The organism is Nonomuraea sp. NPDC005692 (assembly GCF_040631115.1).
In the GTDB taxonomy this organism is placed as follows: Bacteria; Actinomycetota; Actinomycetes; order Streptosporangiales; family Streptosporangiaceae; genus Nonomuraea.
Genome location: NZ_JBEXYU010000006.1, coordinates 106075 through 130076, shown reverse-complemented (window position 1 = coordinate 130076; position 24002 = coordinate 106075). Strand labels below are relative to the sequence as shown.

Here is a 24002-nt window from a genome sequence, read left to right as displayed (position 1 = left end):
ATGCTCCACGTCTCCGGAAGCCGGCTCCTCACCCCCGAAGGCACACCCGTACGGCTCAGGGGGGTGGGTCTCGGGGGCTGGATGAACATGGAGAACTTCATCACCGGCTATCCCGCCAACGAGACCTCGATGCGCGCGGCCGTGACCGGCGTGCTGGGCGAGGAGCGGGCCGAGCTCTTCTTCGACCGGCTGCTCACCTCGTTCTTCACCGGGAGCGACGCCGGGCTGCTGGCCGGGCTGGGCATGAACTGCGTGCGCATCCCGGTCAACTACCACCACTGGGAGTCCGACGACCGGCCCATGGAGATCGACCCGAGGGGCTTCCGGCACCTCGACCGGGTGATCGGCCTGCTGGGCGAGCGCGGCCTCTACAGCGTGATCGACCTGCACGCCCTGCCCGGTTCCCAGAACCAGCACTGGCACAGCGACAACCCCACGCACGTGGCGGCGTTCTGGCAGCACCGGCACTTCCAGGACCGGGCCGTGCACCTGTGGGAGGCGCTGGCCGACCACTACCGCGGACATCCCTGGGTGGCCGGGTACAACATGGTGAACGAGCCGGGCGACGTCTCGGGCAAGGTGGTCGGCCCGTTCTACGACCGGCTGGTCAAGGCCGTACGGGCCGCCGACCCGGACCACGTCCTGTTCCTGGATGGCAACACCTACGCCACCGATTTCTCGATGTTCCGGGAGATGTACGAGAACACGGTGTTCGTCATGCACGACTACGCCCTGGCCGGGTTCGCCCACGGCGGCCCGTACCCGGGGCTCACCAGGGGCGAGTGGTGCGACCGCGGCCGGCTGGAGGAGACCTTCGCCCGGCGGTCCCGGTTCCAGCGCGAGACCGGCACGCCGTTGTGGGTGGGCGAGTTCGGCCCGGTCTACACCGGCGACCCGGACCGGGACGCGCAGCGCTACCAGGTCCTGCGCGACCAGCTCGACATCTACGACGCCCACGACGCGGGCTGGTCGCTCTGGACGTACAAGGACGTGGGCCTCCAGGGGCTGGTGCACGCGTCGGGGGCGTACCTGGACAGGTTCGGCGCGTTCATCGGCAAGAAGCGGCGGCTCGGCGCGGACCGGTGGGGCTCGACCATGGAGGAGTGCGCCGACGTGCTCGCCCCGCTGCACCGGCTGGTCGAGACCGAGTTCCCGGACTGGGCGCCCTACCCGTGGGGCGCCCGCTACCAGACCGACGACCTGATCAGGCACATCCTCCTCGCCCAGGCCCTGCTGCCCGAGTACGCCGGGCTGTTCAGGGGGCTCGGCGACGACGAGCTGCTGGCCCTGGCCGACTCGTTTGCGCTGGAGCAATGCGTACGGCGTGAGCCGCTGCTCGACCTGCTGGCCGGCAATCTCGCCGGGTGACAAACCGCTCATACAGTCGGGTGCGTCACACCACCGGGCAAACTATCGCCATCACTGCTTGCGCTAGGTATGCTTCGGCTGCCCTAATTTAGGTAAGCCTTTCCTCAGCCAGCAGGAGTGACGGTGTTCGCCAGCTACCTCATCGGACTGCGCGAGGGACTGGAGGCGACGCTCGTCGTCTCCGTCCTCATCGCCTTCCTCGTCAAGAGCGACAGGAAGGACAAGCTCCCCCAGGTCTGGACGGGCGTCGCCGCGGCGGTCGCGCTGTCCGTCGGCTTCGGCGCGCTGCTGACCTTCACCGCCGCCAACCTCGGGCACATGGGGCAGGAGCTGTTCGACGCGATCACCTCGCTGCTCGCCGTCGCCTTCGTCACCTGGATGATCTTCTGGATGCGGCGCACCGCCCGCGCGCTCTCCGGTGAGCTGCGGGGCAAGCTCTCCGACGCGCTGCAGATGGGCTCGCTCGCGGTGGTCGTGATGGCCTTCCTGGCCGTGGCCCGCGAGGGGCTGGAGACGGCGCTGCTGTTCTTCGCCGCCGTCCAGGGCGCGACCGCCACCATGGACCCCCTGCTCGGCATCGCGCTCGGCCTGCTCACGTCGGTGGTCATCGGCTGGGGGCTGTACAAGAGCGCGCTGAAGATCAACCTCACCAAGTTCTTCACCTGGACGGGCCTGCTGCTCATCCTGGTCGCCGCCGGCATCTTCAAGTACGGCGTGCACGACCTCCAGGAGGCCAACATCCTGCCCGGCCTGAGCTCCTACGCCTTCGACATCAGCGCCGTGCTGCCCGCCGATTCCTGGTACGGCGCACTGCTTTCCGGCATGCTCAACATCACGCCGCAGCCGAGCATCGCCGAGGCCGTGGCCTGGATCGTCTACCTCGTGCCCACTCTCTTCCTCTTCCTGCTGCCACAGCGGGTGAAGACCACTCCCGCCTCCACCGCACCCGCGGCCTGAACAGGAGCATCATGCGTACCGCCATCAGCCTGTCCTTCGGCGCGCTCGCCCTCGCGGGCCTGACCGCGTGCGGTTCGGGCACCACCGCCACGGAGGCCGCCAAGGGGCCCGCCGCCGCGCCCGGCAAGATCACCGTGGCCGCGTCCGACACCGAGTGCAAGGTCGCGACCGCCGAGATCGCGGCGGGCACGAGCACGTTCACGATCACCAACGGCGGGTCCAAGGTGACCGAGTTCTACGTGTACGCCCCCGGTGACCGGGTGATGGCCGAGGTCGAGAACATCGTGCCCGGCCTGACCAGGGAGCTGGTGGCCGAGCTGCCGGCCGGCGCGTACGAGGCCGTCTGCAAGCCCGGCATGGTGGGCAAGGGCATCCGCAACGCACTGAAGGTGACCGGCGAGCACAAGGCGCTCACCTCCGACGCCCAGCTCGCCGACGCCGTCGCCAGCTACAAGCGCTACATCAAGTCGCAGAGCGACACGCTGCTGGTCAAGACGCAGGAGTTCGTGGACGCCGTCAAGGCCGGCGAGATCGACAAGGCCAAGGAGCTGTACCCGGTCTCGCGGACGTACTGGGAGCGCATCGAGCCGGTCGCGGAGATCTTCGGCGACCTCGACCCGGCCATCGACGCCCGCGAGGCCGACCTGGCCGACGGCGAGGAGTGGACCGGATTCCACCGGATCGAGAAGGATCTGTGGATCAAGAAGGACATCAGCAAGGACGGCCCGGTCGCCGACAAGCTGATCGCCGACGTCAAGACCATCGTCCAGAAGTCCAACGCCGCCGAGTTGACCCCGCTCAACCTGGCCAACGGCGCCAAGGAACTGCTCGACGAGGTGGCCTCCGGGAAGATCACCGGCGAGGAGGACATCTGGTCGCACACCGACCTGTGGGACTTCGACGCCAACCTCCAGGGCTCCAAGGCCGCCGTGCAGTCGCTGCGCCCGGTGCTGGAGCAGCGCTCCCCCGACCTGGTCAAGACGCTGGACGAGAAGTTCGCCGCCGCGGAGGCCGCGCTGGGCGCGCACCAGAAGGGCGACGGCTGGAAGCTGCACGACGAGCTGTCCAAGGCCGAGCTGAAGGCGCTGTCCGACGCGATCAACGCGCTGGCCGAGCCGATCAGTAAGATCGCACCGGTCATCGCCAAGTAACGGGAGGTGGGGGCGATGTCGCAGGCCGGCGGGCGGATGAGCCGCCGCAAGCTGTTCGGGCTCGGGGCCGCGGGAGCGGCCGTGCTCGGGGCGGGGGCGGTGACGACCAGGTCGCTGCTGGAGGAGCCGCCGGTCGCGCACGCCGCCTCGACGTCCGATCCGTACCCGTTCTACGGGCAGCACCAGGCGGGCGTCGTCACGCCCGCCCAGGACCGGCTGCACTTCGTCGCCTTCGACGTCATCACCGACAAGAAGGCCGAGCTGGTCGACCTGCTCCAGGAGTGGACGGCCGCGGCGGCCCGGCTGACGCAGGGCAAGGAGGCCGGGGCGTTCGGCGCGGTGGGCGGTGCGGCCGAGGCGGCGCCCGACGACACCGGCGAGGCGCTGGGGCTGCCCGCCTCGGGGCTGACGCTGACGATCGGGTTCGGCCCGTCGCTGTTCGACGACCGGTTCGGGCTGGCGGACAAACGGCCGGCCGCGCTGGCCGACCTGCCGAAGTTCCCCGGCGAACAGCTCATCCCGGAGATCTCGGGCGGGGACATCTGCGTCCAGGCGTGCGCGCACGACCCCCAGGTGGCCGTGCACGCCATCCGCAACCTGGCCAGGATCGGCTTCGGCAAGGTCTCGGTGCGCTGGTCGCAGCTCGGTTTCGGCCGTACGTCGTCCACGTCGCGGGCCCAGGCCACGCCGCGCAACCTCCTGGGCTTCAAGGACGGCACCAACAACATGAAGCTGGAGGACGCCGACCTGCTGCGCGACCACCTGTGGGCCGGCGGCTCGGACGGCACCGCCTGGATGGCGGGCGGCACGTACATGGTCACCAGGAAGATCCGCATGACGATCGAGACCTGGGACCGCGCCTCGCTCGCCGAGCAGGAGCAGATCTTCGGCCGGGACAAGGGCGAGGGCGCGCCGCTGGGCAAGAAGGCCGAGTTCGACGCCGTGGACTTCGCCGTCAAGGGCCCCGACGGGCAGCCGCTGATCAAGGACGACTCGCACGTCAGGCTGGCGCACCCGAGCAACAACGGCAACGCCCACCTGCTGCGCCGCGGCTACAACTTCGTCGACGGCTCCGACGGCCTCGGCCGCCTGGACGCCGGCCTGTTCTTCATCGCCTACCAGCGCGACCCGCGCAAGCAGTTCGTGCCCGTGCAGATGAACCTGGCCCGGCACGACGCGCTCAACGAGTACATCAAGCACGTCTCCAGCGGCCTGTTCGCCTGCCCGCCCGGCGTCCAGGACGCGGGCGACTACTGGGGCCGCACCCTGTTCGCCTGACCCCCTCGCGGCGCCGCGCCCGCTCCCGCCGTCAGCGGTGGCGGGCGCGGGAGGCCTGGGCGTGGGCGCGGTTGGCGCAGCGGGTCGAGCAGAACTGCCGCTTGCCCGGCCGGCTCCGGTCGACGAAGGCGTCGGTGCACGGCGTGGCCGCGCACTGGCGCAGCCGTTCCCAGTCGCCTGCCGCGGCGATCTCCAGCAGCTCGGTGACGGCCCGTACGGCGAGCCTGCCCGCCGCCGTCGCCCCGTCCGGCGCGACCAGCCGCAGCCGGGGCACACCGCCCGCGTGCTCCACCGCCGCCCGCGCCGGCAGCCCGGCCACCCACTCCGCCAGTGCCCCGGCCCGGTCGGCGGGCTCGGCGGCCAGCACCGCGCGCAGCCGTTCGCGCACCTCCCTGACCTCCCGCAGGTCCTCCTCCCCGAGCCCGTGGTCGTCTTCAGCCAGCTCGCGGCAGAAGCGGCGCAGCTCCGCCACGTCGGGCAGCCGTTCGGGATCGTCCAGGTACTCGTCCCACGTGTTGGCCAGGTCGACGGCCACGAGACCCGTCTCGGTGAACTGGCGCATCCCTCATCCTCCTGCTACCGTCACGACTATGAGCACTATAACCCCTGACAGAAAACTGACCGTCCTCGACGCGCCGTCCAACCTCGGCCTGCGTCCACTCGCCGAGGATGTCATCCCCGGCTGCTACAAGGCTCCCTGGGCGTTGCGGGACAACGGGCTGGTCGCGCGGATCGGCGCGGCCGACGCGGGCGCGCTGGTCCCGCCCCGCTACGTGGCCACCTGGAAGCCCGGCGACGGCGTGCGCAACGGCGCGGCCATCGCCGCCTACACCCGGCGGCTGGCCGACCGCGTGGCCGGGATCAGGGAGGGCGGCGGCTTCCCCGTCCTGCTCGGCGGCGACTGCTCGATCCTGCTCGGCTCCGTGCTCGCCCTGCGCCGGACGGGCCGCTACGGGGTGGCCTACCTCGACGCCCACACCGACTTCCGGCACCTCGGCAACTCGCCGCACGTCGGCGCGGCGGCCGGCGAGGACCTGGCCCTGGTGACCGGCCGCGGCGACGACTACCTGACCGACATCGACGGCCTGCGCCCGTACGTCCGGGACGAGGACGTCATCGTGCTCGGCGTCCGGGACGACGAGGACGTCAAGGACCTCGCCGACGACGGCATCGCCTACGTCGCCGGGAACGACATCCCCCTGGAGGCCGCCGAGCGCGTGCTCGTGCGCGACGACCTGGACGGGTTCTGGATCCACGTGGACGCCGACGTGCTCGACCCGTCCGTGGTGTCGGCCGTCGACTCGCCCTCCCCCGGCGGCCTGACCGGCGACCAGCTCGCCGGTCTGCTCCGCGGGCTGCTCGCGCTGCCCGGGGCGGCCGGGATCCAGTTCACCATCTTCGACCCCGACCTCGACGAGGACGGCAGCCAGGCGGCCACCCTGACCGACATCCTCGTCTCAGCCCTGAGCTGACCCGTGGCCGTCCGGGGCGGAGCCGTCCGCCCGCAGGATGCGGAAGACGGGATGACCAGCCGCGATCCGGCGGAAACGGTCCAGCGGCGCCTTCGGGCCGAGACCGAGATGGGGCCGCGCGCCGGGTGCGACGGCGGCGTAGCGGCGCAGGATCTCGGCGCGGCGCTCGACCGGGACCTCCACCAGCCTGATCGGCGCCGCCCGCCCGCGACGTCGCAACACGGCCCGGCCACCGGCGGCCCGGACGTTGCGCACCCAGTTCGCCTCCGGGCCGAGCATGGACACGAGGTACTCGCCGCCCTCATGCCCGGCGACCGCGACGGGCACCGACGTGAGGGCCCCGCTGCGGCGTCCCACCACCTGGAGCACGGCGCCCTGGGGCAGCGGCAGCCACCGGGACGCGTACGTCAGCGCGTCGAGCCGGTTCATCGCGCGCATGAGCGCGTTGGGCCGCCCGCCCCGGTACATCAGGCGCTTGAGCGCCGCCGGCCAGTGGGCGACCCGGGTCACCGCACCCTCCTCCACAGCAGCACGACCGCCACCAGCCCCGGGACCAGCGGAAGCACCTGCAACCAGCCGAGCAGCGGCACCAGGCCGACCTCGCCGTTGGTGTCCCGGACGGTCAGGCCCGCGAGCGCGAAGCACGACGCCACCACGAACAGCCCGGCCCCCAGCCAGCGGGCCCACCCCCCGCCCGCGCCCGCCGCCCGGACGGTGACGAGCCAGCCGGCCAGCCCGAGCGCCCCCACGACCGAGAGGATCACCGTGTACGTGGTGACCCCCTCGTCGATCCTGCCCGGCCCCAGCTCCGGATAGCCGGCCCTGAGGTACTCGACCAGCCCGGAGCGGTAGGCGAAGGCGAAGAGGGTGACGAGCACCGTGAGCGCGGCGCCGCCCCACAGCAGGGCGAGGGCTCCGCGCGGCTTCCCTGTCATGACATGGATCCTTTCCGGTCAACATTCTTACAAAGTATGTTTCTACTATACTTACCACGTAAGAATCGAGAAAGGGCACCATGTCCCCGAAGCGCACCCGCGGCCAGAACGCCGGACTGACCCGGCAGGCCATCCTGCGGGCGGCTCTCGCGCTCGCCGACCGCGAAGGGCTGAAGGCGCTGTCCATGCGCCGCATCGGCCAGGAGCTCGGGGTCGAGGCCATGTCCCTCTACCAGCACGTCGACAGCAAGGACGCGCTGCTCGACGGCCTGGTCGAGCAGGTCGTCACGCAGGCCGCGCCGCTGCTGACCGAGGCCGCCTCATGGCAGGAGGGCCTGCGCGAGTACGCCCACGCGCTGCTGCGCGCCCTGCTCGCGCATCCGAACGTCCTCCCCCTGGTGGTCAGCCGTCCCGCGATCACGCCCGGGAACCTGCGCCTGATGGAGGAGGGGCTCCGCGTGCTGCGCGCGGCGGGGCTGCCGCCGGACCGCGCGCTGGACATGCTCTACGCCGTGACCGGGTTCGTCGTCGGCCACGTCGCCGTCCTGGCCGCCGGGGGTGCCGCCGAGCGGGCCGCGGCCGGCACCGCGATGCGCGACATCCCCGAGCCGGACCTGCTGGAGACCCCGCTGCTGGCCGAGGCCACCCGGGCGCGGCGCGCCCAGCCGTCCTCGGGGACCGACCGCCGCTTCGTCTTCGCGCTCGAAGCCATGCTGCGCGGCTTCGCCGGCGCACCCTAGCGGAAGCGGCGAACCCCGCCGAGGCGGCGAACCCTGGCGGAAGCGGCGAGCGCTAGCGGAAGACGTACCCGCTCGTGCTGGTCCGGCCGGCGGCGTTCGTGGCGGTGACCGAGGTCCAGGGGCCGGGCGGGACGTAGGGCGCCCACGCCGACTCGGGGCGGCCCGGCCCGTGCCACCGCTGGGCCACGCCGACCGCACGGCCGCCGGGCGAGGTGAAGCGCAGGGTGCCGCCGCGCAGGTTGTAGCCCTCGACGGTGATCCCGGGCCGTCCGTCCCGTTCCTCGCGGTAGGCGTTCACGATGATCGGCTGCCGCCCGCCGTTCGCGATGTCGTCGGCCAGCGAAGGGGTGGACGGGCTCGCCTGGCAGGTGAAGAAGGGCTCCCAGCCGTAGGAGATGATCTTCGCGGCGTGCCCGCCGGTCGCCATGATCTGCTGGTCGAGCCGGGCCTTGCTGGTACGCCCCCGCAACGGCAGCGGCTCGACCCGCCCGCACTCGCCGTCCGCGGGGGCGGGCTCGAAGCCCTCGACGTTGACCCACAGCTCGACCCCGGCGGGCACGCTCCTGGCCGCCGCCTCGATGTAGTCCCTGGTGGGCCCGTAGTAGCCGTCGGCGTTGCGCACCCGCCCGACCACCGGGACGAGCCGGGAGGCGACCATGGACCCGCCCTCCTCGATCCCGTGCACGGGGACCTTGCCGGTGCCCCGCCCGTCCTGCACGGCGACGGCCATGGGCGCGCCGGCCCGGGTGGCGGCGATGTCGGCCAGCCCGCCGGGCACCTGGCCGGGCGGGAAACCGCGGCCCCTGCGGGCGTCGATGTAGGGGCTGACCAGGATCTTCCGGCCGGGCAGCGCGGCGGCGACCGCCGCGTGCTGGGCCGCGTACAGGGCGAGGACAGGGTCGCGCGGACCCCGTTCGCGCATGGCCAGCTCGAACGACTGGTAGACGCCGCCGAAGGCGACCGACCCGCCGAACCGCTCCCGGTAGCCGGCCAGCACCCGCGTGGTGAAGGCGTTCAGCGCGGCGAGGTGCGCGAGGTCGGGCTCCCACGGCTTGCCCCGCCGCTGCGGCGCGGCGGGCAGCCCGGGGAACACCCTCATCCCGTACGCCGCCGCCTCCTCGACCAGGTTGCCCAGCCCGTCGCCGTCGGTGGAGACCAGCACCAGGTCCTGGACGCGCGCGGCGCACGACGCGGCCAGCGACACGCGGTAGAAGATCCGCCCGCCGCTCTCGATCCGCCGGTCGAGGCCCGGACAGCGCAGCACGGAGCGCCCGAACTCCTCGCTGGTCACGTACGTGTAGACGTGCCGGATCCGCTTGCCGGGCACCCGCGCGCAGGGCCGTCCGTCCACCCGGCAGGCGGCGAACTCCGCCTCCATCGGCCCGGCGTCGAACCGCGGCCCGAACGTGACGAGCGTGTCGCCGCCGAGCGAGTGGATCGCCTCCACCGTCCGCCGCGTGACGCACACGTCGGCCCGCGGCATGACCCAGTATCCGGTGATCGCGTACGGCGAGATCACCCGCGTGTCCCTGGGCGGGCACCCGTCGTCGCCGGCGCCGGGCCCGGCCGGGACCACGACGAGGACGGCGAGGACCACCATCACGACCAGCCACCGTAACCGGCGCACCCATGCTCCCCTCGACGTAGCGACCAGAGTAGGCATCTACCCGATCCGCGGCCGGTAGTGCCCCGGGGCCGGTCGGCCGCGAGGCGGCACGGACAATGGAGTCATGGTGAGCATCGACCTCAGCGGGAAGACGGCGCTGGTCACGGGCTCGACCCAGGGCATCGGGTCGGCCATCGCGACCGGTCTGGCACGGGCGGGCGCGCGCGTCGGCGTCAACGGCCGCAGCGAACGCTCGGTGGCATCGGCCATCGAGCGCATGGACCACCGCGGCCTGGTCGCCGCGCCCGGCGACGTCTCCACCGACGAAGGGCTCCAGCGGGTCCTCGGCTCGCTGCCGCAGGTGGACATCCTGGTCAACAACCTGGGCATCTTCGAGGCCAGGCCGGCGCTGGAGATCGACGACGCGGAGTGGCGGCGCTTCTTCGAGGTCAACGTCCTGTCGGCGGTGCGCCTCACGCGCGCCTACCTGCCCGGCATGATCGAGCGCGGCTGGGGCCGGATCCAGTACATCGCCAGCGACTCGGCCATCGTCACGCCCACCGAGATGATCCACTACGGCATGAGCAAGACGGCGCTGCTGGCCGTCTCGCGCGGGTTCGCCAAGGAGGCCGCCGGCAGCGGGGTGACGGTCAACTCGGTGATCGCCGGGCCCACGCACACCGGCGGCGTGGAGGAGTTCGTCTACCAGCTCGTGGACCGGGAGCTGCCGTGGGAGGAGGCGCAGCGGGCGTTCATGCGCGAGCACCGTCCGCAGTCGCTGCTCCAGCGGCTGATCGAGCCCGAGGAGATCGCCAACATGGTCGTCTACCTCAGCTCGCCGCTCGCCTCGGCGACCACCGGCGGCGCCCTGCGCGTGGACGGCGGCTACGTGGACGCCATCCTGCCCTGACCCCCGCCCGCGCTCAGTACGACTGGAGCTCGATCAGGTTGCCCTCCGGGTCGCGCAGGTGGGCGGTGCGCAGGCCGGGCCCCCAGGCGGGCCGGTCCTGGGGCGGCGCGGCGACGGTGGCGCCCAGCCCGGCGAGCCGGTCGGCCTCGCCGTCGACGTCGTCGACCCGCATCACCAGCATCACCGTGTCCTGGGCGCCCGCCGCCGGCAGCCCGGACGTGCCGACGACCTCGGCGACGTGGTCGCGGCCGAAGAGCACGAGTCCGGCCTGGCCGTCGATGTCCCAGTTGGCGTAGGCGGCCTCCGTCAGCACCTTCACCGGCTCCAGCCCGAGGGCGGCCCGGTAGAAGGCGACGCTCGCCGGGAAGTCGCGCACCAGCAGCCGAGGGTAGAGGGCGTCCATCCTGATCCTCCGAATTAGTGGGTCATCACCAACTATTGGGAACAACCTACACTTCTCGATGAGATGGAACTGCCACCCACCCTGCTCAGGACGACCACCTTCGTGCTGCACAAGGTCGGCGTCGCCAACCGGCGTGCCCTGGCCGCGCGGCTCACCGCCGACACGGGGCTGAGCCTGTGGGAGTTCGCGGCGCTGGCCACGCTCGACGACTTCGGCCCGGCCGCCCAGCGGGAGGTCGGCGACCGGCTGGGCCTCGACCCGAGCGACATGGTCCGCCTGATGGACGGCCTCATCGCCGAGGGGCTGGCCGCCCGGGAGCGCGACCCCGCCGACCGCCGCCGCTACCGGATCTCGCTGACCGCCGCCGGCCGGGACGCCCTGGAACGGGCCCGCGCGGTGGTAGCGGACGTCGAACGCCAGACGCTCGCCCCGCTGACGGACGCCGAGCGCCGCGACCTCCACAGTCTGGTCACGAAACTATTCTCTCCTTGACAAATCCCATAACTCCCGTCAACTGACGAACAACTGTCACAACAACTGCCCTCTTTGCACAAAGAATCAGATCATGTTAGATGGAGGGCAAGCTCCGGGAGAGAGGACCGGGCATTGTGACGCTGATCCTCGATGGCGTCCGCGTACGGCAGCGCGGGGAGACCTGGCTCGACGACATCCACCTGGAACTACCGCACGGACTGACCACCCTCGTCGGCCCGATGAACTCGGGAAAGACCACGCTCATGCGGGTCGCCGCCGGGTTGCAGCCGCCCGATTCGGGACGGGTGCTGGTCAACGGAAATGACGTCACCTCGATTTCCGTGCGAAAGCGCTCGATCGCCTTCGTCTATCAGCAATTCATCAATTACCCGTCCCTCACCGTTTACGAGAACATCGCCTCGCCGTTGCGGCTGGACCGGTCGTACCGGAAGGACGGCATCGACCGGCGGGTGCGGGAGGTGGCCGCGGTCATGGGCCTCGGCGACCTGCTGGGCCGCAGGCCCGCGGAGCTGTCGGGCGGCCAGCAGCAGCGCACGGCGATCGCCCGCGCGCTGGCCAGACCCGTGGACGTGCTGCTGCTCGACGAGCCGCTGGCCAACCTCGACTTCAAACTCCGGGAGCAGTTGCGCGAGGACCTCAAGCGCATGTTCACCGGCTCGCCGGGCGTCGTGCTCTACTCCACCGCCGACCCGAACGAGGCCCTGACCTTCGCCGCGCCCGCCGTGGTGCTCGGCGAGGGCCGGGTGCGGCACGTCGGCGACCCGGCCACCATGTACGCCGAGCCGCCCACGCTCGCCGTCGCGGCCACGCTCAGCGACCCGCCGCTGAACCTGCTGCCCGGCACGGTCAAGGACGGCCGGATCGAGGTCATGGGCATCTCCTTCCCCGCACCGCACGCCACCACCTCCGGCGATCGGGTCGTGCTGGGCATCCGCCCCCACCAGGTGACGATCACCAGGACCGGCCCCGGCGTGCTGGAACTGCCCGCCGAGATCAGGCTGGCCGAGGTGACCGGCGGTGCGACGTTCCTGCACCTGCTGCTGGCGGGACGCCGGCACCTGGTGGCCCACCTGCCGGGCACCCGCCAGTTCACGCCGGGCCAGGCGGCCACCGCGTACGTGGACCCGCGGCACATCTTCGTGTTCGACGAGGCCGGCGGCCGATTACCGGTCGCCCCGGCGGCGGGGGCGGGACGGCATGGCTGACATCCGCCTGGAAGGCGTGGGCCACAGCTACGACGGCGGCCGCACGTGGGCGCTCAGGCCGACGACCTGGACCTGGCGCAGTGCCAGGGCCTACGCCCTGCTCGGCCCGAGCGGCTGCGGCAAGACGACGCTGCTGAACATCGTCTCGGGGCTGCTCAGGCCCACGGTGGGCCGGATCTGGTTCGACGACCGCGAGGTCACCGGGGTCCCCACGGCCGGCCGCAACATCGCGCAGGTCTTCCAGTTCCCCGTCCTGTACGAGGAGATGTCCGTCTACGACAACCTGGCCTTCCCGCTGCGCAACAGGAAGGTCCCGGCCGAGGAGGTCCGCCGGCGCGTGCTGCGGGTCTCGGCCATGCTGGGCCTGGACGACGTGCTGCGCCGCCGGGCACGCCGGCTCGACCCGGGCCGCAAGCAGATCGTCAGCCTGGGCCGCGGCCTGGTGCGCGAGCAGGTGGCCGCCGTGCTGCTCGACGAGCCGCTGACCGTGGTGGACCCGGCGCTGAAGTGGACGCTGCGCAGCAAGCTCAAGGAGATCCACCGCGACACCGGCCACACCCTGGTCTACGTCACCCACGACCAGACCGAGGCGCTGACCTTCGCCGACGAGGTGGTCGTGCTCAACGACGGCGAGATCGTGCAGGCCGGGGAGCCGGCCGAGCTGTTCCTGTCGCCCGCGCACGAGTTCGTCGGGCACTTCATCGGCTCGCCCGGCATGAACGTGCTGCCCGCCGAGATCGACGGCGACGTGGTCCGGATCGGACGCTCGGAGGTCGGTGCGGTGGGTGGCACAGTGGGCGGCGGGCTGCCGCCGGGGCCGGTGCGGATCGGCGTGCGGCCCGAGTTCGTCCAGGTCGGCGGGCCGCCCGTCGGGCCCGGCGTGGCGGCCAGGGTGACCGGGATCGACCGCATGGGCTCGCACGACCTGGTACGCGCCGAGGTCGGCGGCCATCCGGTGATCGCCAGGACCGAGGCGGGCTCGTCCTGGACGCCGGGCACGGTCGAGTTCCTGCATTTCCCCGCGGACCGGACGTTCCTGTTCCGCGACGAGGTCAGGTGCGGCTCGCTCGCACCCCTGGACGGAAGGGGGCAGGCGTGAGCGACCGGACCGCCGTCGCGGGCAGCCAGGCGGGTGGCGAGGTCGAACCGGCCGTCGCCGCGCCCGCCGCCGAGGCTGCCGGGGCCGCCGGGCCGCGCGCCGATCCCCGTCCGCGGGACAACCGGGCCTGGCTGCTGGTGCTGCCGGTCGTGGTGTCGGTGGCCTTCACCGCGGTGATCCCGCTGATGACCGTCGTGAACTTCTCCGTTCAGGACGTCTTCAGCCCGGTGGACCGGGTGTTCGTCGGCCTGGACTGGTTCCGGCAGATCGCCCGCGACCCCGAGGTGCGCGCGGCGCTCGTGCGCACGCTGCTGTTCTCGGCGCAGGTGCTGCTGGTGGAGGTCCCGCTCGGGGTGGCCATCGCGGTCTGCATGCCGCGCCGCGGGGTCTGGGTGTCGGCGGCGCTGGTGCTGGTGGCGCTGCCGCTGCTCATCCCGTGGAACGTCGTGGGCACGATCTGGCAGATCTTCGCCCGCGGCGACATCGGGCTCGGCGGCTGGGTGGTCAACAACGTGCTGCGCGTCAACTTCAACTACACCCTCGACTCGGCCGACGCCTGGATCACCGTCCTGGTCATGGACGTGTGGCACTGGACGCCGCTGGTGGCGCTGCTGGCCTACGCGGGGCTGCGGTCGATCCCCGAGCCGTACTTCCAGGCGGCGCAGATCGACGGCGCGTCGGCGTGGGCGACGTTCCGGCACATCCAGCTCCCGAGGCTGCGCGGGGTGCTGACGATCGCGATCCTGCTGCGGTTCATGGACAGCTTCATGATCTACACCGAGCCGTTCGTGGTGACCGGGGGCGGGCCGGGGAACGCGACCTCGTTCCTGAGCATCCTGCTGTCGAAGATCGCCGTCGGTCAGTTCGACCTGGGCCCGGCGGGCGCGTTCTCGCTGCTGTACTTCCTGCTCGTGCAGATCGCCTGTTACGTCTTCTTCACCGTGCTGACCAGGGCGGGGAGGTGAGTTCCACGCGCCATCGGCTGCCGTGGGCGCGCACGGTCTTCTGGCTGTACGCCGCCACGCTGATGTTGCCGCTGCTGTGGATGTTCGGCATGTCCATCCGCCCGAACGAGGACATCCTGGGCAGCTTCTCGCTGATCCCGCAGCGGGTGACCTTCGACAACTACGTCACGTTCTTCACCGACCCGTCGTGGTATTCGAGCTACCTCAACTCCATCGTCTACACCTCGATGAACGCGGTCATGTCGCTCGTCGTGGCGCTGCCGGCGGCGTACGCGTTCTCGCGGTTCCGCTTCGCCGGGGACAAGCACCTGTTCTTCTGGCTGCTGACGAACCGGATGGCGCCGCCGGCGGTCTTCCTGCTGCCGTTCTTCCAGATCTACCAGGCGGTCGGGCTGTTCGACACGCACCTGGGCGTGGCGATCGCGCACATGCTGTTCAACGTGCCGCTGGCGGTCTGGATCCTGGAAGGCTTCATGTCGGGGATCCCCCGGGAGATCGACGAGACCGCGGCCGTCGACGGGTACTCGCTGCCGCGCTTCTTCGTCCGGATCTTCCTGCCGATGATCCGGTCCGCGCTCGGCGTCACCGCGTTCTTCTGCTTCATGTTCAGCTGGGTGGAGCTGCTGATCGCCAGGACGATCACGTCGGTGGACGCCAAGCCCATCGCGGCCACCATGACGCGGACGGTGAGCGCGGCGGGCGTGGACTGGGGGCTGCTGGCCGCGGCCGGCGTGCTGACCATCGTCCCGGGGGCCGTCGTCATCTGGTTCGTGCGCAACTACATAGCCAAGGGGTTCGCCCTGGGGAGGGTCTGACCGTGCAGTGGATGGTGTGGACCGCCCCCACGGCCCTGGTGTTCGCCGGGCTGGGGCTGCTCCTGTGCGTGATGGCCGTCTGGGCGCGGGTCTCGCCGCCCGTGGCCAGGCGGGGGTTCCTGCGGATCGAGACCGACCGGGGCGACCGGCTGTACATCGGCCTGATCAGCGCGGCCGTCGTGCTGGCCCTGTGGATTGCAGTCACCGACCTGTCCATGTGGGCGGCGCTCGGCGTCGCGCTGCTGGTCGTGGTCGTGATCGGGATATGGGGCTGAGAGGAAGAGGAGCCAGGCGATGAGGCATGCGGTGGGTGTCGCGGCGGCGGTCGTGGCGGCGCTGGCCCTGGTGGCGGCCGGTTGCACGGGCGGCGGCGAGGAGCAGCCGAAGAGCGACTTCAAGGAGGCCGACGGCAGGGCCGCGGCGCAGCGGTGGGTGTCGGAGGAGTTCACGCCGAGCACCCTGTCCAAGGACCGGCAACTGGCGGAGATGGACTGGTTCATCAAGGCGGCGGCGCCGTACCGGGGCATGCAGATCAACGTGGTGTCCGAGACGATCACCACGCACGAGTACGAGTCGCAGAAGCTGGCCAGGGCGTTCACCGAGATCACCGGGATCAGGGTCAAGCACGACCTGATCCAGGAGGGCGACGTCATCGAGAAGCTCCAGACGCAGATCCAGGGCGACCAGAACATCTACGACGCCTACGTCAACGACTCCGACCTCATCGGCACCCACTCGCGCGGCACGTACGTGTTCCCGCTGTCGGACTACATGGCCGGGGAGGGCAGGAACGTCACCTCCCCCACCCTCGACCTGAACGACTTCATCGGCATCAGCTTCACCACCGGCCCCGACAAGAAGATCTACCAGCTCCCCGACCAGCAGTTCGCGAACCTCTACTGGTTCCGCTACGACTGGTTCACCGACCCGGCGATCAAGAAGCAGTTCAAGGACGCCTACGGCTACGACCTGGGCGTGCCGGTCAACTGGGCGGCCTACGAGGACATCGCCGACTTCTTCAGCAACAAGGTCAACGGCAACGGGACCGTCGAGGGCCGGAAGGTCTACGGCCACATGGACTACGGCCGCAAGGACCCCTCGCTGGGCTGGCGCTTCACCGACGCCTGGCTGTCCATGGCGGGCAACGGCGACCCCGGCATCCCCAACGGCCTGCCGGTGGACGACTGGGGCATCCGGGTGGAGAACTGCCGTCCGGTGGGCTCGTCGGTCACCCGCGGCGGCGACACCAACGGCCCTGCCTCGGTGTACGCGCTCACCAAGTACGTGGACTGGCTGAAGAAGTACGCGCCCCGCGAGGCCGCCGGCATGAACTTCAGCGAGGCGGGCCCGGTCCCGGCGCAGGGGAACATCGCCCAGCAGATCTTCTGGTACACCACGTTCACGGCCGACATGACCAAGAAGGGCCTGCCGGTCGTCAACGACGACGGCACCCCCAAGTGGCGCATCGCGCCCAGCCCGCACGGCGTCTACTGGAAGGACGGCAACAAGCTCGGCTACCAGGACGCGGGCTCGTGGACGCTGCTCAACAACACCCCGAAGGACCGCAGGGCCGCGGCCTGGCTCTACGCCCAGTTCGTCACGTCCAAGACGGTGTCGCTGAAGAAGTCGATCACCGGGCTGACCTTCATCCGCGACTCCGACATCAAGAGCGACTACTTCAAGGACAACGCCGCCAGGTACGGCGGCCTGATCGAGTTCTACAACTCCCCCGCCCGCAAGCAGTGGACCCCGACCGGCACGAACGTGCCCGACTACCCCAAGCTGGCCCAGCTCTGGTGGCAGAACGTGGCCACCGCCGTCACCGGCGAGACCACCCCGCAGCAGTCGATGGACAACCTGGCCAGGCAGCAGGACGAGATCCTGGCCCGGCTGGAACGCCTGTCGCGCGAACGCCAGGGCTACGGCGGCCAGTGCGCGCCCAAGCTGAACCCCGAGCGTCCGGCCCAGTACTGGTTCGACCAGCCGGGCGCGCCCGCGCCGAAGCTGGCCGACGAGCGCGGCGAGCCGGCCACGCTCGACTACGACAAGCTCATCGCCCGGTGGAAGGCGGGCGGCTGACCAGCTCCCGCGCCAGCCAGCCGAAGGCGCGCTCCTGCATGGGCACGTCGAAGCCGTGCGGGGCCGGCGCGAACACGGCCTCGTAGCGGCCGGGGGCGTCGCGGTAGCGCGCGCCGATGCGGGCGTGGGCACGGCGCATCCCGGCCTGCGGGAACAGCTCGTCGCGCAGGGCGTACTGGACCATGAGGGGGGCGGGCGCGCGGGCGGCCACCAGGTCGGGCCAGTCGCCCAGCCGCGACAGGCCCTCCTCGCCCGCCACCACCCCGGCGAACGAGGTGCCGAGCAGGGCGCAGTGCTTGGCCACGACGTGCTCGTGCCGGGCCGCCGCGCGGTCGTACCGGTCGGCGAGGCCGCTCTCCCCTTCCGGGACGTCGAGCGCGAAGCGGCGGCTGCCCCAGGTGAGCACGTCGTGGGCGAGGACGGCGAACCCGCGGCGGGCCAGCTCGCCGGCGAACGCGCGGCCGCCGTAGACGTCCCGCCGCAGCCGCCGCACCTCGGGCGACGGCCCTTCCGGGCCGTCGGCGATCTTCTCCTTGCCCGCCCACTTCATGCCCGCGTGGCAGTGCAGCGCCACCACGCCGGGCAGCGGGCCGCCGTGGTCGCGCGGTCTCAGCAGGTACGCCCTGGTACGCGGCCCGAACCCGACCGTCCACGACAGCTCCTCGCCGTGCAGGCCGCCGTCGGTCCACGTGCGCTCGACCCGCACGTCCCCGGCGGTCAGGGCGGGCACCCCGATCGCCTGCCGGGCCGCCGCGCGCAGCTCCGGCCCCGGCAGGGACGGGAACAGCCGCCACTGCCCGCCGACGACCTCGGCCAGTTCACCGAACACAGCCGGGGCGGACCCGTCAGGCAAGGCGGGTGCCGGTGTCCGCCAGGTGCACGGGGGCGCCCGAGGCGGCCGACAGGTTGGCCGCGACGCCGGTCAGGACGCTGCGGATGCCGTCCAGATGGCCCGCCTGCCGGGCCAGCGGGTCGCCGGTCGCGCCGCGGAACACGTCGTCCAGCAGCAGCCGGTCGCCGCCGCCGTGGCCGCCCGCGCCCGACTCGATCGGCACCTCGCGCGGCTCCGCCCAGTGGGGGCGCAGGGTGAGCCGCTCCCATGCCCCGGCGGCGTGCTCCTTGGACGCGGCGCTCGGGTCGATCGCCGCGTGCGGCGGCGTCCAGGCCCGCTCGACCACCTCCAGGTCCAGCCGTCCCGCCGTCCCGTTGAACGCCACCCGGTAGCCCTCGAAGGGCGCGTGGGCGTTCAGCGAGTACGTCAGCAGCGCCCCGCTGTCGTACCGGACGAGGACCGCCATGTTGTCGTCGATGGTCACGCCGTCGCCGAAGACGTCCTGGTCCCGGACGTAGCCGTCCTCGTGCTCGGCGTCCAGGTAGAGGCGCTTGAGCCGGGGATCGGCGGCGATGTCCAGGATGAACGGGTCGCTGCCGAGGCCGGGCGCGCCCCGGCCGCGTTCTGGACGGTCGGCCAGCCCCCGCGACCGTGCGTTGGCCGAGCCGTAGAACCGCAGCGAGGTCTGCGCGAAGACGGTCTCCGGCGCCGCCCCGAGCCACCAGTTGACCAGGTCGAAGTGGTGGGTGGACTTGTGCACGAGCAGGCCGCCGGAGCCGGCCCGGTCGCGGTGCCAGCGGCGGAAGTAGTCCGCGCCGTGGATGGTGTCGAGCGTCCACTCGAAGTGCGCGGACGTCACCTCGCCGATCGCGCCGTCCATGAGCAGGCGGCGCACGGCCGAGTTGCGCGGCGAGTACCGGTAGTTGAAGGTGACGATCAGCCTTCCGGTGCTCCGCCGGGCCGACTCGGCGATGGCCGCGCAGCTCTCGGCGTCCACGGTGAGCGGTTTCTCCACGATGACGTCGCGGCCCGCGTCCAGGGCCGCGCACACGTAGCGAGCGTGCGCGGCGTCCACGGTCGCGACCACGACCGCGTCGGCGAGTTCGAGCACCTTGCCGAACTCGGCGGGGGCGAAGCACGGCACCTCGTGGCCGATCCGCTCGGCGTAGTAGTCCATGCGGGTCCGGTTGGTGTCGCACAGGGCGACGACGGTGCCGGTGTCGCGCCACTCGCCGAGCAGCGCGTCGACGTACAGCTGCGCGCGGTGCCCGAGCCCGACGAACGCGTACCTCATGGTCGTCCTCTCAGCCGCCGAGGGCGGCGTTGGCCTCGGTCAGGAACTTCTGGGCGGCGGCGTCGGGGGCCATCCGGCCGAAGATGACCTCCTCGGTGTACCGCTTGAGCATGTCCTCCAGGGCGCTGGCGCCCTTCGGCGGCGCGGCGGGCGGGTCGGCCAGCTCGCCCTTGATGGAGTCGACGAACTGCAGCGTCTTCTGGTCCGCGGGCGGCAGCTTGTCCTTGACCGCGGCCAGGACCTTCGAGCTGGCGGGCAGGCCGCGGTCGCTGAGGATGATCCCGCCGACCTCGGCGTCGTTGATCATGAAGTCGATGAACTTGGCGGCCTCGGCGGCGTGCCCGCTCTTGGCGGAGGCGGTGTAGAACATCGCCGGCTGGAGGAACATGCCGCCGCTGGTGGCGCCCTCCTCCTTGGGCAGGCGCAGCAGGCTCATCTCCTTGCCCGACGCCTTGGCGACCGCGCCGAGCTGGTTGCTCCACCACATGCCGGACGCACCGGTGTTGGTGGCCAGCAGCGACTGGTCCACGCTGGTCGCGCCGACCTCGGCGGTCTTGGCGGCGTCGGGGCTGCCCTTGGCCTTGATCGTGTCCAGCATGACCTGCCACCAGGCCACGATCGTCCGGGGCGTGACGCCGATCTTGTTGCCCTGGTAGAAGGGTTCGCCGCGCTGGGCGGCGAAGATCTGCAGGAAGGCGGGGTTCCAGTTGAGCTGGGTGCCGTAGACCGTGCCGCCGCCCTTGGCGGTGATCTTCGAGCTGAGGTCGACGTAGTCCTTCCACGTCCACTTGGTGTCGTCGGGCACCTTCTGCCCGGCCGACTCCACCAGGGCCGGGTTGAGCACCACCGAGAAGACGTTCGCGCCGGTGGGGACGGCGAACTGCTTGCCGTCGATGCCGCCGGTGCCGAGCAGCTTGGGGTCGATGTCGGCGGTCTGGACCTTGCCGGTCAGGTCGGCCAGCGTGCCGCGGTCGGCGTACTCGCGAAGGCCGCGGATCTCCAGGGTGATGACGTCCGGGGCGTCGCTGGCGGCGACCTTCGTGGACAGCGTCTCGTAGTAGCTGGCGAAGTCGGAGAACTCGCCCTCGACGTCGATGCCCGGGTTCTTGGCCTCGAACTTCTTGATGGCCTCCTCGGTCATCTTCTGCCGCGCGTCGCTGCCCCAGTAGGAGAAGCGCAGCTTGACCTTCCCGCCGGCGTCGTCGCCGCCGCTGCCGCAGGCCGCGGTGACCGCCAGCACGGCGGTGGCGAGCAGGGCCGCCGACCACGTCTTCTTGCCAGAGCTCACGGCTCTACCTCCTGTGGGATTCGTCTGTGTCGGGGGGTGGGGGAACTACTTCAGTCCCGTGGTGGCCACACCACGGATCAGGTACTTCTGGCCGGCCAGGAAGAAGCCGAAGATGGGCCCGAGCGCGACGATCGACATGGCGAACATCGGGCCCCACGACGAGTCGCTGCTGGCGTCGAGGAAGGTGCGCAGCGCCACCGGAGCGGTGAAGTTGTCCGGGTTGTTGAGGTAGAGGAGCTGGCTGAGGAAGTCGTTCCACGTCCAGATGAACGTGAAGATCGCCGTCGTGGCCAGCGCCGGGGTGCAGAGCGGGATGATCACCCGGACGAAGGTGCGCCAGTAGCCGGCGCCGTCGATCTCGGCGGCCTCGTCCAGCTCCCGGGGCAGGGAGCGGATGAACTGCACCATCAGGAACACGAAGAACGCGTCCGTGGCCAGCACCTTCGGCATGACCAGCGGCCAGATCGTGTTGATCAGCCCGAGCTTGGAGAACATGACGTACTGCGGCACGATCAGCACGTGGTGCGGCAGCATGATCGTGCCCAGCATGATGGTGAACCACAGCTTCTTGAGCGGGAAGTTCAGCCGGGCGAAGGCGTAGGCGGCCAGCGAGCAGGCCACCAGGTTCGCCACCACCGACAGCACGGTGATCACCGCGGAGTTCCACAGGTAGTAGCCGAAGGGGTGCTTCAGCGCGACCCAGCCCTCGGTGTAGTTCTCCAGCGTGACCTCGCTGGGCCACAGGCCGGGCTGCCGGAAGATCAGCTCCTCGGGCTTGAGCGAGCTGGAGATCATCCACAGCAGCGGATAGAGCATGACCAGGCCGAACCCGATCAGCAGCACGTGCTTGACCACCCGGCCGCCCCTGAACGGGCGGAACAGGACGGGCAGCGGCCTACTTGGTGTCGCCATAGAAGACCCAATACTTGGACGCGAGGAAGTTCACCCCGGTGAGACCGGCGATGATGAGCAGCAGGACCCACGCCATGGCGGCCGCGTAGCCCATGTCGAAGCTCTTGAAGCCCTTGAGGTAGAGGTAGAGCGTGTTGAACATCGTGGAGTCGGCCGGCCCGCCCGAGCCGCCGCTCACGATGAACGACTGCGTGAACGACTGGAACGACTTGATGATCTCCAGCACCAGGTTGAAGAAGATGATCGGCGTCAGCAGCGGCAGCGTGATCGACCGGAACTGGCGGAACACGCCGGCGCCGTCGACCGCGGCGGCCTCGTAGTAGCTGGCGGGGATCTGCCGCAGCCCGGCCAGGAAGATGATCATCGGGGCGCCGAACGTCCAGACGTGCAGGATGATCAGCGTGCCGAGGGCGGTGTCGGGGTCGCTGACCCAGCCGGGCCCCTGGATCCCGAAGACCGCCAGTACGGCGTTGACCAGGCCCTCGGCGCCGAAGACCTTGCGCCACAGGATCGCGATCGCCACGCTGCCGCCCAGCAGCGAGGGCAGGTAGAAGATCGACCGGTAGAGCGACAGGCCGCGCAGCCCGCGGTCGAGCACCAGGGCCAGCGCGAGCGCGAAGGCCAGTTGCAGCGGCACGGAGACGACCACGTAGATCGTCGTCACCTTCAGCGAGTTCAGGTAACGGGGATCCGCGGTGAACATCTTGACGTAGTTGTCGAAGCCGACCCACTTGGCCTCCTCCAGGAGGTTGTAGTCGGTGAACGACAGGTAGAGCGAGGCGACGATGGGACCGATCGTGATGACGAGCAGACCGGCGAACCAGGGCGCCAGGAACAGGTAGGCGGCCCGCGCCTCGCGGCGGGAACGTCTGGACGCACGACGGTCTCCCCGCTCGGGCGGGGTTGCGGCGTCCGGGAGTCTCACCGCCACCGAGTCAGCCATGACGGAACTCATTCGTCATCACGGACCTTCCGGCGAGATGTGAATGGATAGCGCTTTCCTATAGCTGCCGGGAAAGTTCCGTCAACCCTTTGCAGACGTTACATCGCCGTTATCGATATATCGACAGCGCATTTCCCCCGGTGACAAGCGCTTACCGCCGAGAGGTAGGACGAATATTGCTGCGATTTAGTACAACCGTTTGCAGGTCATCGAGGCGGTGCCGTCGACTCCCGCACCACCAGCCGGGTCTCCAGCGAGGTCGTGGCGCTCACCTCCTGGATCAGCAGGTCGACCGCCAGCCGCCCGGCCGCCGCCGTGGGCATGGCGACCGTGGTGAGCTTGGGACGGTTGAGCCGCCCCGGGACGATGTCGTCGATGCCCACCACGCTGACGTCCGCCGGCACGCTCAGCCCGAGCTCGCCCAGCCCCTCGACCAGGCCGATCGCCATGAGGTCGTTGTAGGCGAGTACCCCGCTCACCCCGGCCTCGCGCACCGCGGACGCGGCGGCCAGGCCGCCCTGCTCGGTGGGCGCGTTCGGCCCGAGGACGACCAGCTCGACGCCCGCCACCCGCTCGGCGGCCGTCCGGATCTCGCCGCTCGTCCAGGAGCCCGCCGGGCCGGACAGCAGCGCCACGCGGCGGTGCCCGAGCCCGGCCAGGTGCTCGACCGCCAGCCGCGCGCCGTGCCCGACGTCCATCAGCACCGTGGCGGCGCCGCGCAGCCGCCGGTTGACCACCACGAGCGGCACCCGCTCGGCCAGCCGCTCCAGCACCTTGTTCGACGAGCGCGGGCTGCACAGCACCACGCCGTCCACCTGCTTGGAGAACGCCTGGATCAGCTCCTCCTCGGCGGCCGGCTCCTCGTCGGTGTCGGCCACGAACAGGTGGTAGTCGCGCTGCCGGGCCGCGGCGTGCGCGGCCTTGATCAGCGGCGGGAAGAAGGGGTTGGCGATGTCGGCCACGATCAGGCCCAGGTTGTGGGTGCGCCCGGTCGTGAGCGCCCTGGCCGCCCTGTTGGGCCGGTACCCCAGCTCCTCGGCCACCGTCAGCACTCTGGTCCGGGTGGCGGCGTTCACCATGTGCGGCGCGGAGAACGTCCGCGACACGGTCGATACGTGCACTCCGGAAGCGCGGGCCACATCACGAATCGTCACTGTCACAGCCACTCACCCTAACGCAACCGCTTGCAGGCACCGTGGCAACGTTGAAAGCGCTTGCCGAGCGACCACCCTTCAATCGTTCGGGCATATTCCCA

The 24002-nt window shown here is 70.9% G+C and carries 25 protein-coding genes; 14 read left to right on the top strand and 11 right to left on the bottom strand.

The genetic code is table 11. The annotated features are described in order from the left end of the window. The 4 genes from ABZ459_RS15740 to efeB all read left to right on the top strand — a co-directional run bounded on the left by ABZ459_RS15740 (position 1) and on the right by efeB (position 4754). The gene (locus ABZ459_RS15740) at positions 1-1368 is read left to right on the top strand and encodes a cellulase family glycosylhydrolase (RefSeq protein WP_357970919.1); all 1368 of its coding nucleotides are present in this window, start codon (positions 1-3) and stop codon (positions 1366-1368) included. Between the two features lie 123 nt (positions 1369-1491). Beyond that, positions 1492-2325 carry an iron uptake transporter permease EfeU gene (gene efeU / locus ABZ459_RS15735; protein ID WP_357970917.1) on the top strand — a complete coding sequence of 278 codons (834 nt, stop codon included), beginning with the start codon at positions 1492-1494 and terminating at the stop codon, positions 2323-2325. Between the two features lie 11 nt (positions 2326-2336). Further along, complete coding sequence (gene efeO, locus ABZ459_RS15730) at positions 2337-3476, top strand: iron uptake system protein EfeO (protein WP_357970916.1); 1140 nt, start codon at positions 2337-2339, stop codon at positions 3474-3476. Positions 3477-3491: 15 nt separating this feature from the next. Next, positions 3492-4754, top strand: coding sequence for an iron uptake transporter deferrochelatase/peroxidase subunit (efeB, locus tag ABZ459_RS15725; RefSeq protein ID WP_357970914.1), 1263 nt, complete (start codon positions 3492-3494; stop codon positions 4752-4754). Between the two features lie 31 nt (positions 4755-4785). On the opposite strand, the gene ABZ459_RS15720 is transcribed toward efeB, so the two are convergent. Beyond that, positions 4786-5316 carry a CGNR zinc finger domain-containing protein gene (locus ABZ459_RS15720; RefSeq protein WP_357970912.1) on the bottom strand — a complete coding sequence of 177 codons (531 nt, stop codon included), beginning with the start codon at positions 5314-5316 and terminating at the stop codon, positions 4786-4788. Positions 5317-5344: 28 nt separating this feature from the next. On the opposite strand from ABZ459_RS15720, the gene ABZ459_RS15715 reads away from it, so the two are divergent. After that, positions 5345-6226, top strand: coding sequence for an arginase family protein (locus ABZ459_RS15715; protein ID WP_357970910.1), 882 nt, complete (start codon positions 5345-5347; stop codon positions 6224-6226). Here ABZ459_RS15715 and ABZ459_RS15710 read toward each other — a convergent pair. Beyond that, positions 6212-6736, bottom strand: a complete 525-nt coding sequence (locus tag ABZ459_RS15710) for a nitroreductase/quinone reductase family protein (protein WP_357970908.1) — start codon at positions 6734-6736, stop codon at positions 6212-6214. The genes ABZ459_RS15715 and ABZ459_RS15710 overlap by 15 nt on opposite strands. Further along, entirely contained in the window at positions 6733-7161 is a 429-nt protein-coding gene (locus tag ABZ459_RS15705) for a hypothetical protein (protein WP_357970907.1), read from the bottom strand. The genes ABZ459_RS15710 and ABZ459_RS15705 overlap by 4 nt, the downstream gene beginning before the upstream one ends. An 80-nt stretch (positions 7162-7241) precedes the next feature. Between ABZ459_RS15705 and ABZ459_RS15700 the strand changes: the two genes are divergently transcribed. Further along, on the top strand, positions 7242-7901 hold the full coding sequence (locus tag ABZ459_RS15700) for a TetR/AcrR family transcriptional regulator C-terminal domain-containing protein (RefSeq protein WP_357970905.1): 660 nt from the start codon (positions 7242-7244) through the stop codon (positions 7899-7901). A gap of 52 nt (positions 7902-7953) precedes the next feature. Here the strand turns inward: ABZ459_RS15700 and ABZ459_RS15695 are convergent, their stop codons facing one another. Further along, on the bottom strand, positions 7954-9528 hold the full coding sequence (locus ABZ459_RS15695; RefSeq protein WP_357970903.1) for a DUF4434 domain-containing protein: 1575 nt from the start codon (positions 9526-9528) through the stop codon (positions 7954-7956). A gap of 106 nt (positions 9529-9634) precedes the next feature. Between ABZ459_RS15695 and ABZ459_RS15690 the strand changes: the two genes are divergently transcribed. Beyond that, positions 9635-10417, top strand: a complete 783-nt coding sequence (locus ABZ459_RS15690; RefSeq protein WP_357971209.1) for an SDR family oxidoreductase — start codon at positions 9635-9637, stop codon at positions 10415-10417. 13 nt (positions 10418-10430) lie between these two features. Here ABZ459_RS15690 and ABZ459_RS15685 read toward each other — a convergent pair whose 3' ends face one another. Further along, positions 10431-10820 (bottom strand): VOC family protein, encoded by a 390-nt coding sequence (locus ABZ459_RS15685; protein ID WP_357970901.1) that lies wholly within the window; start codon positions 10818-10820, stop codon positions 10431-10433. A 63-nt stretch (positions 10821-10883) separates the two neighbouring features. Here ABZ459_RS15685 and ABZ459_RS15680 point away from each other — a divergent pair, with 63 nt between their 5' ends. The 7 genes from ABZ459_RS15680 (at position 10884) to ABZ459_RS15650 (ending at position 17478) form a co-directional block, all read left to right on the top strand. After that, positions 10884-11312, top strand: coding sequence for a MarR family transcriptional regulator (locus ABZ459_RS15680; protein ID WP_357970900.1), 429 nt, complete (start codon positions 10884-10886; stop codon positions 11310-11312). 116 nt (positions 11313-11428) lie between these two features. Next, complete coding sequence (locus ABZ459_RS15675) at positions 11429-12520, top strand: ABC transporter ATP-binding protein (RefSeq protein WP_357970898.1); 1092 nt, start codon at positions 11429-11431, stop codon at positions 12518-12520. Then, positions 12513-13619 carry an ABC transporter ATP-binding protein gene (locus ABZ459_RS15670; RefSeq protein ID WP_357970896.1) on the top strand — a complete coding sequence of 369 codons (1107 nt, stop codon included), beginning with the start codon at positions 12513-12515 and terminating at the stop codon, positions 13617-13619. The genes ABZ459_RS15675 and ABZ459_RS15670 overlap by 8 nt, the downstream gene beginning before the upstream one ends. Beyond that, positions 13616-14584: a sugar ABC transporter permease gene (locus tag ABZ459_RS15665; protein ID WP_357970894.1), complete on the top strand. Its 969-nt coding sequence runs from the start codon at positions 13616-13618 to the stop codon at positions 14582-14584. The genes ABZ459_RS15670 and ABZ459_RS15665 overlap by 4 nt, the downstream gene beginning before the upstream one ends. Positions 14585-14646: 62 nt before the next feature. Continuing rightward, a complete protein-coding gene (locus ABZ459_RS15660; protein WP_357971208.1) occupies positions 14647-15399 on the top strand; it encodes a carbohydrate ABC transporter permease in 753 nt (250 codons plus the stop codon). An 11-nt stretch (positions 15400-15410) separates the two neighbouring features. Continuing rightward, positions 15411-15674: a DUF2160 family membrane protein gene (locus ABZ459_RS15655; protein WP_357971207.1), complete on the top strand. Its 264-nt coding sequence runs from the start codon at positions 15411-15413 to the stop codon at positions 15672-15674. A 19-nt stretch (positions 15675-15693) separates the two neighbouring features. Then, on the top strand, positions 15694-17478 hold the full coding sequence (locus ABZ459_RS15650; RefSeq protein WP_357970893.1) for an ABC transporter substrate-binding protein: 1785 nt from the start codon (positions 15694-15696) through the stop codon (positions 17476-17478). On the opposite strand, the gene ABZ459_RS15645 is transcribed toward ABZ459_RS15650, so the two are convergent. The 6 genes from ABZ459_RS15645 to ABZ459_RS15620 all read right to left on the bottom strand — a co-directional run bounded on the left by ABZ459_RS15645 (position 17450) and on the right by ABZ459_RS15620 (position 23907). After that, positions 17450-18307, bottom strand: a complete 858-nt coding sequence (locus ABZ459_RS15645) for a hypothetical protein (protein ID WP_357970892.1) — start codon at positions 18305-18307, stop codon at positions 17450-17452. The two genes, ABZ459_RS15650 and ABZ459_RS15645, sit on opposite strands and share 29 nt — an antisense overlap. A gap of 16 nt (positions 18308-18323) precedes the next feature. Beyond that, positions 18324-19604, bottom strand: a complete 1281-nt coding sequence (locus ABZ459_RS15640; protein WP_357970891.1) for a Gfo/Idh/MocA family oxidoreductase — start codon at positions 19602-19604, stop codon at positions 18324-18326. A gap of 10 nt (positions 19605-19614) precedes the next feature. Further along, complete coding sequence (locus tag ABZ459_RS15635; RefSeq protein WP_357970889.1) at positions 19615-20892, bottom strand: extracellular solute-binding protein; 1278 nt, start codon at positions 20890-20892, stop codon at positions 19615-19617. A 45-nt stretch (positions 20893-20937) separates the two neighbouring features. Beyond that, on the bottom strand, positions 20938-21804 hold the full coding sequence (locus ABZ459_RS15630) for a carbohydrate ABC transporter permease (RefSeq protein WP_357970887.1): 867 nt from the start codon (positions 21802-21804) through the stop codon (positions 20938-20940). Continuing rightward, positions 21788-22747, bottom strand: a complete 960-nt coding sequence (locus ABZ459_RS15625; protein WP_357970885.1) for a sugar ABC transporter permease — start codon at positions 22745-22747, stop codon at positions 21788-21790. Before ABZ459_RS15625 ends, ABZ459_RS15630 begins: the two co-directional genes overlap by 17 nt. A 206-nt stretch (positions 22748-22953) precedes the next feature. Beyond that, on the bottom strand, positions 22954-23907 hold the full coding sequence (locus ABZ459_RS15620) for a LacI family DNA-binding transcriptional regulator (RefSeq protein WP_357970884.1): 954 nt from the start codon (positions 23905-23907) through the stop codon (positions 22954-22956). Positions 23908-24002 lie beyond the last annotated feature (95 nt).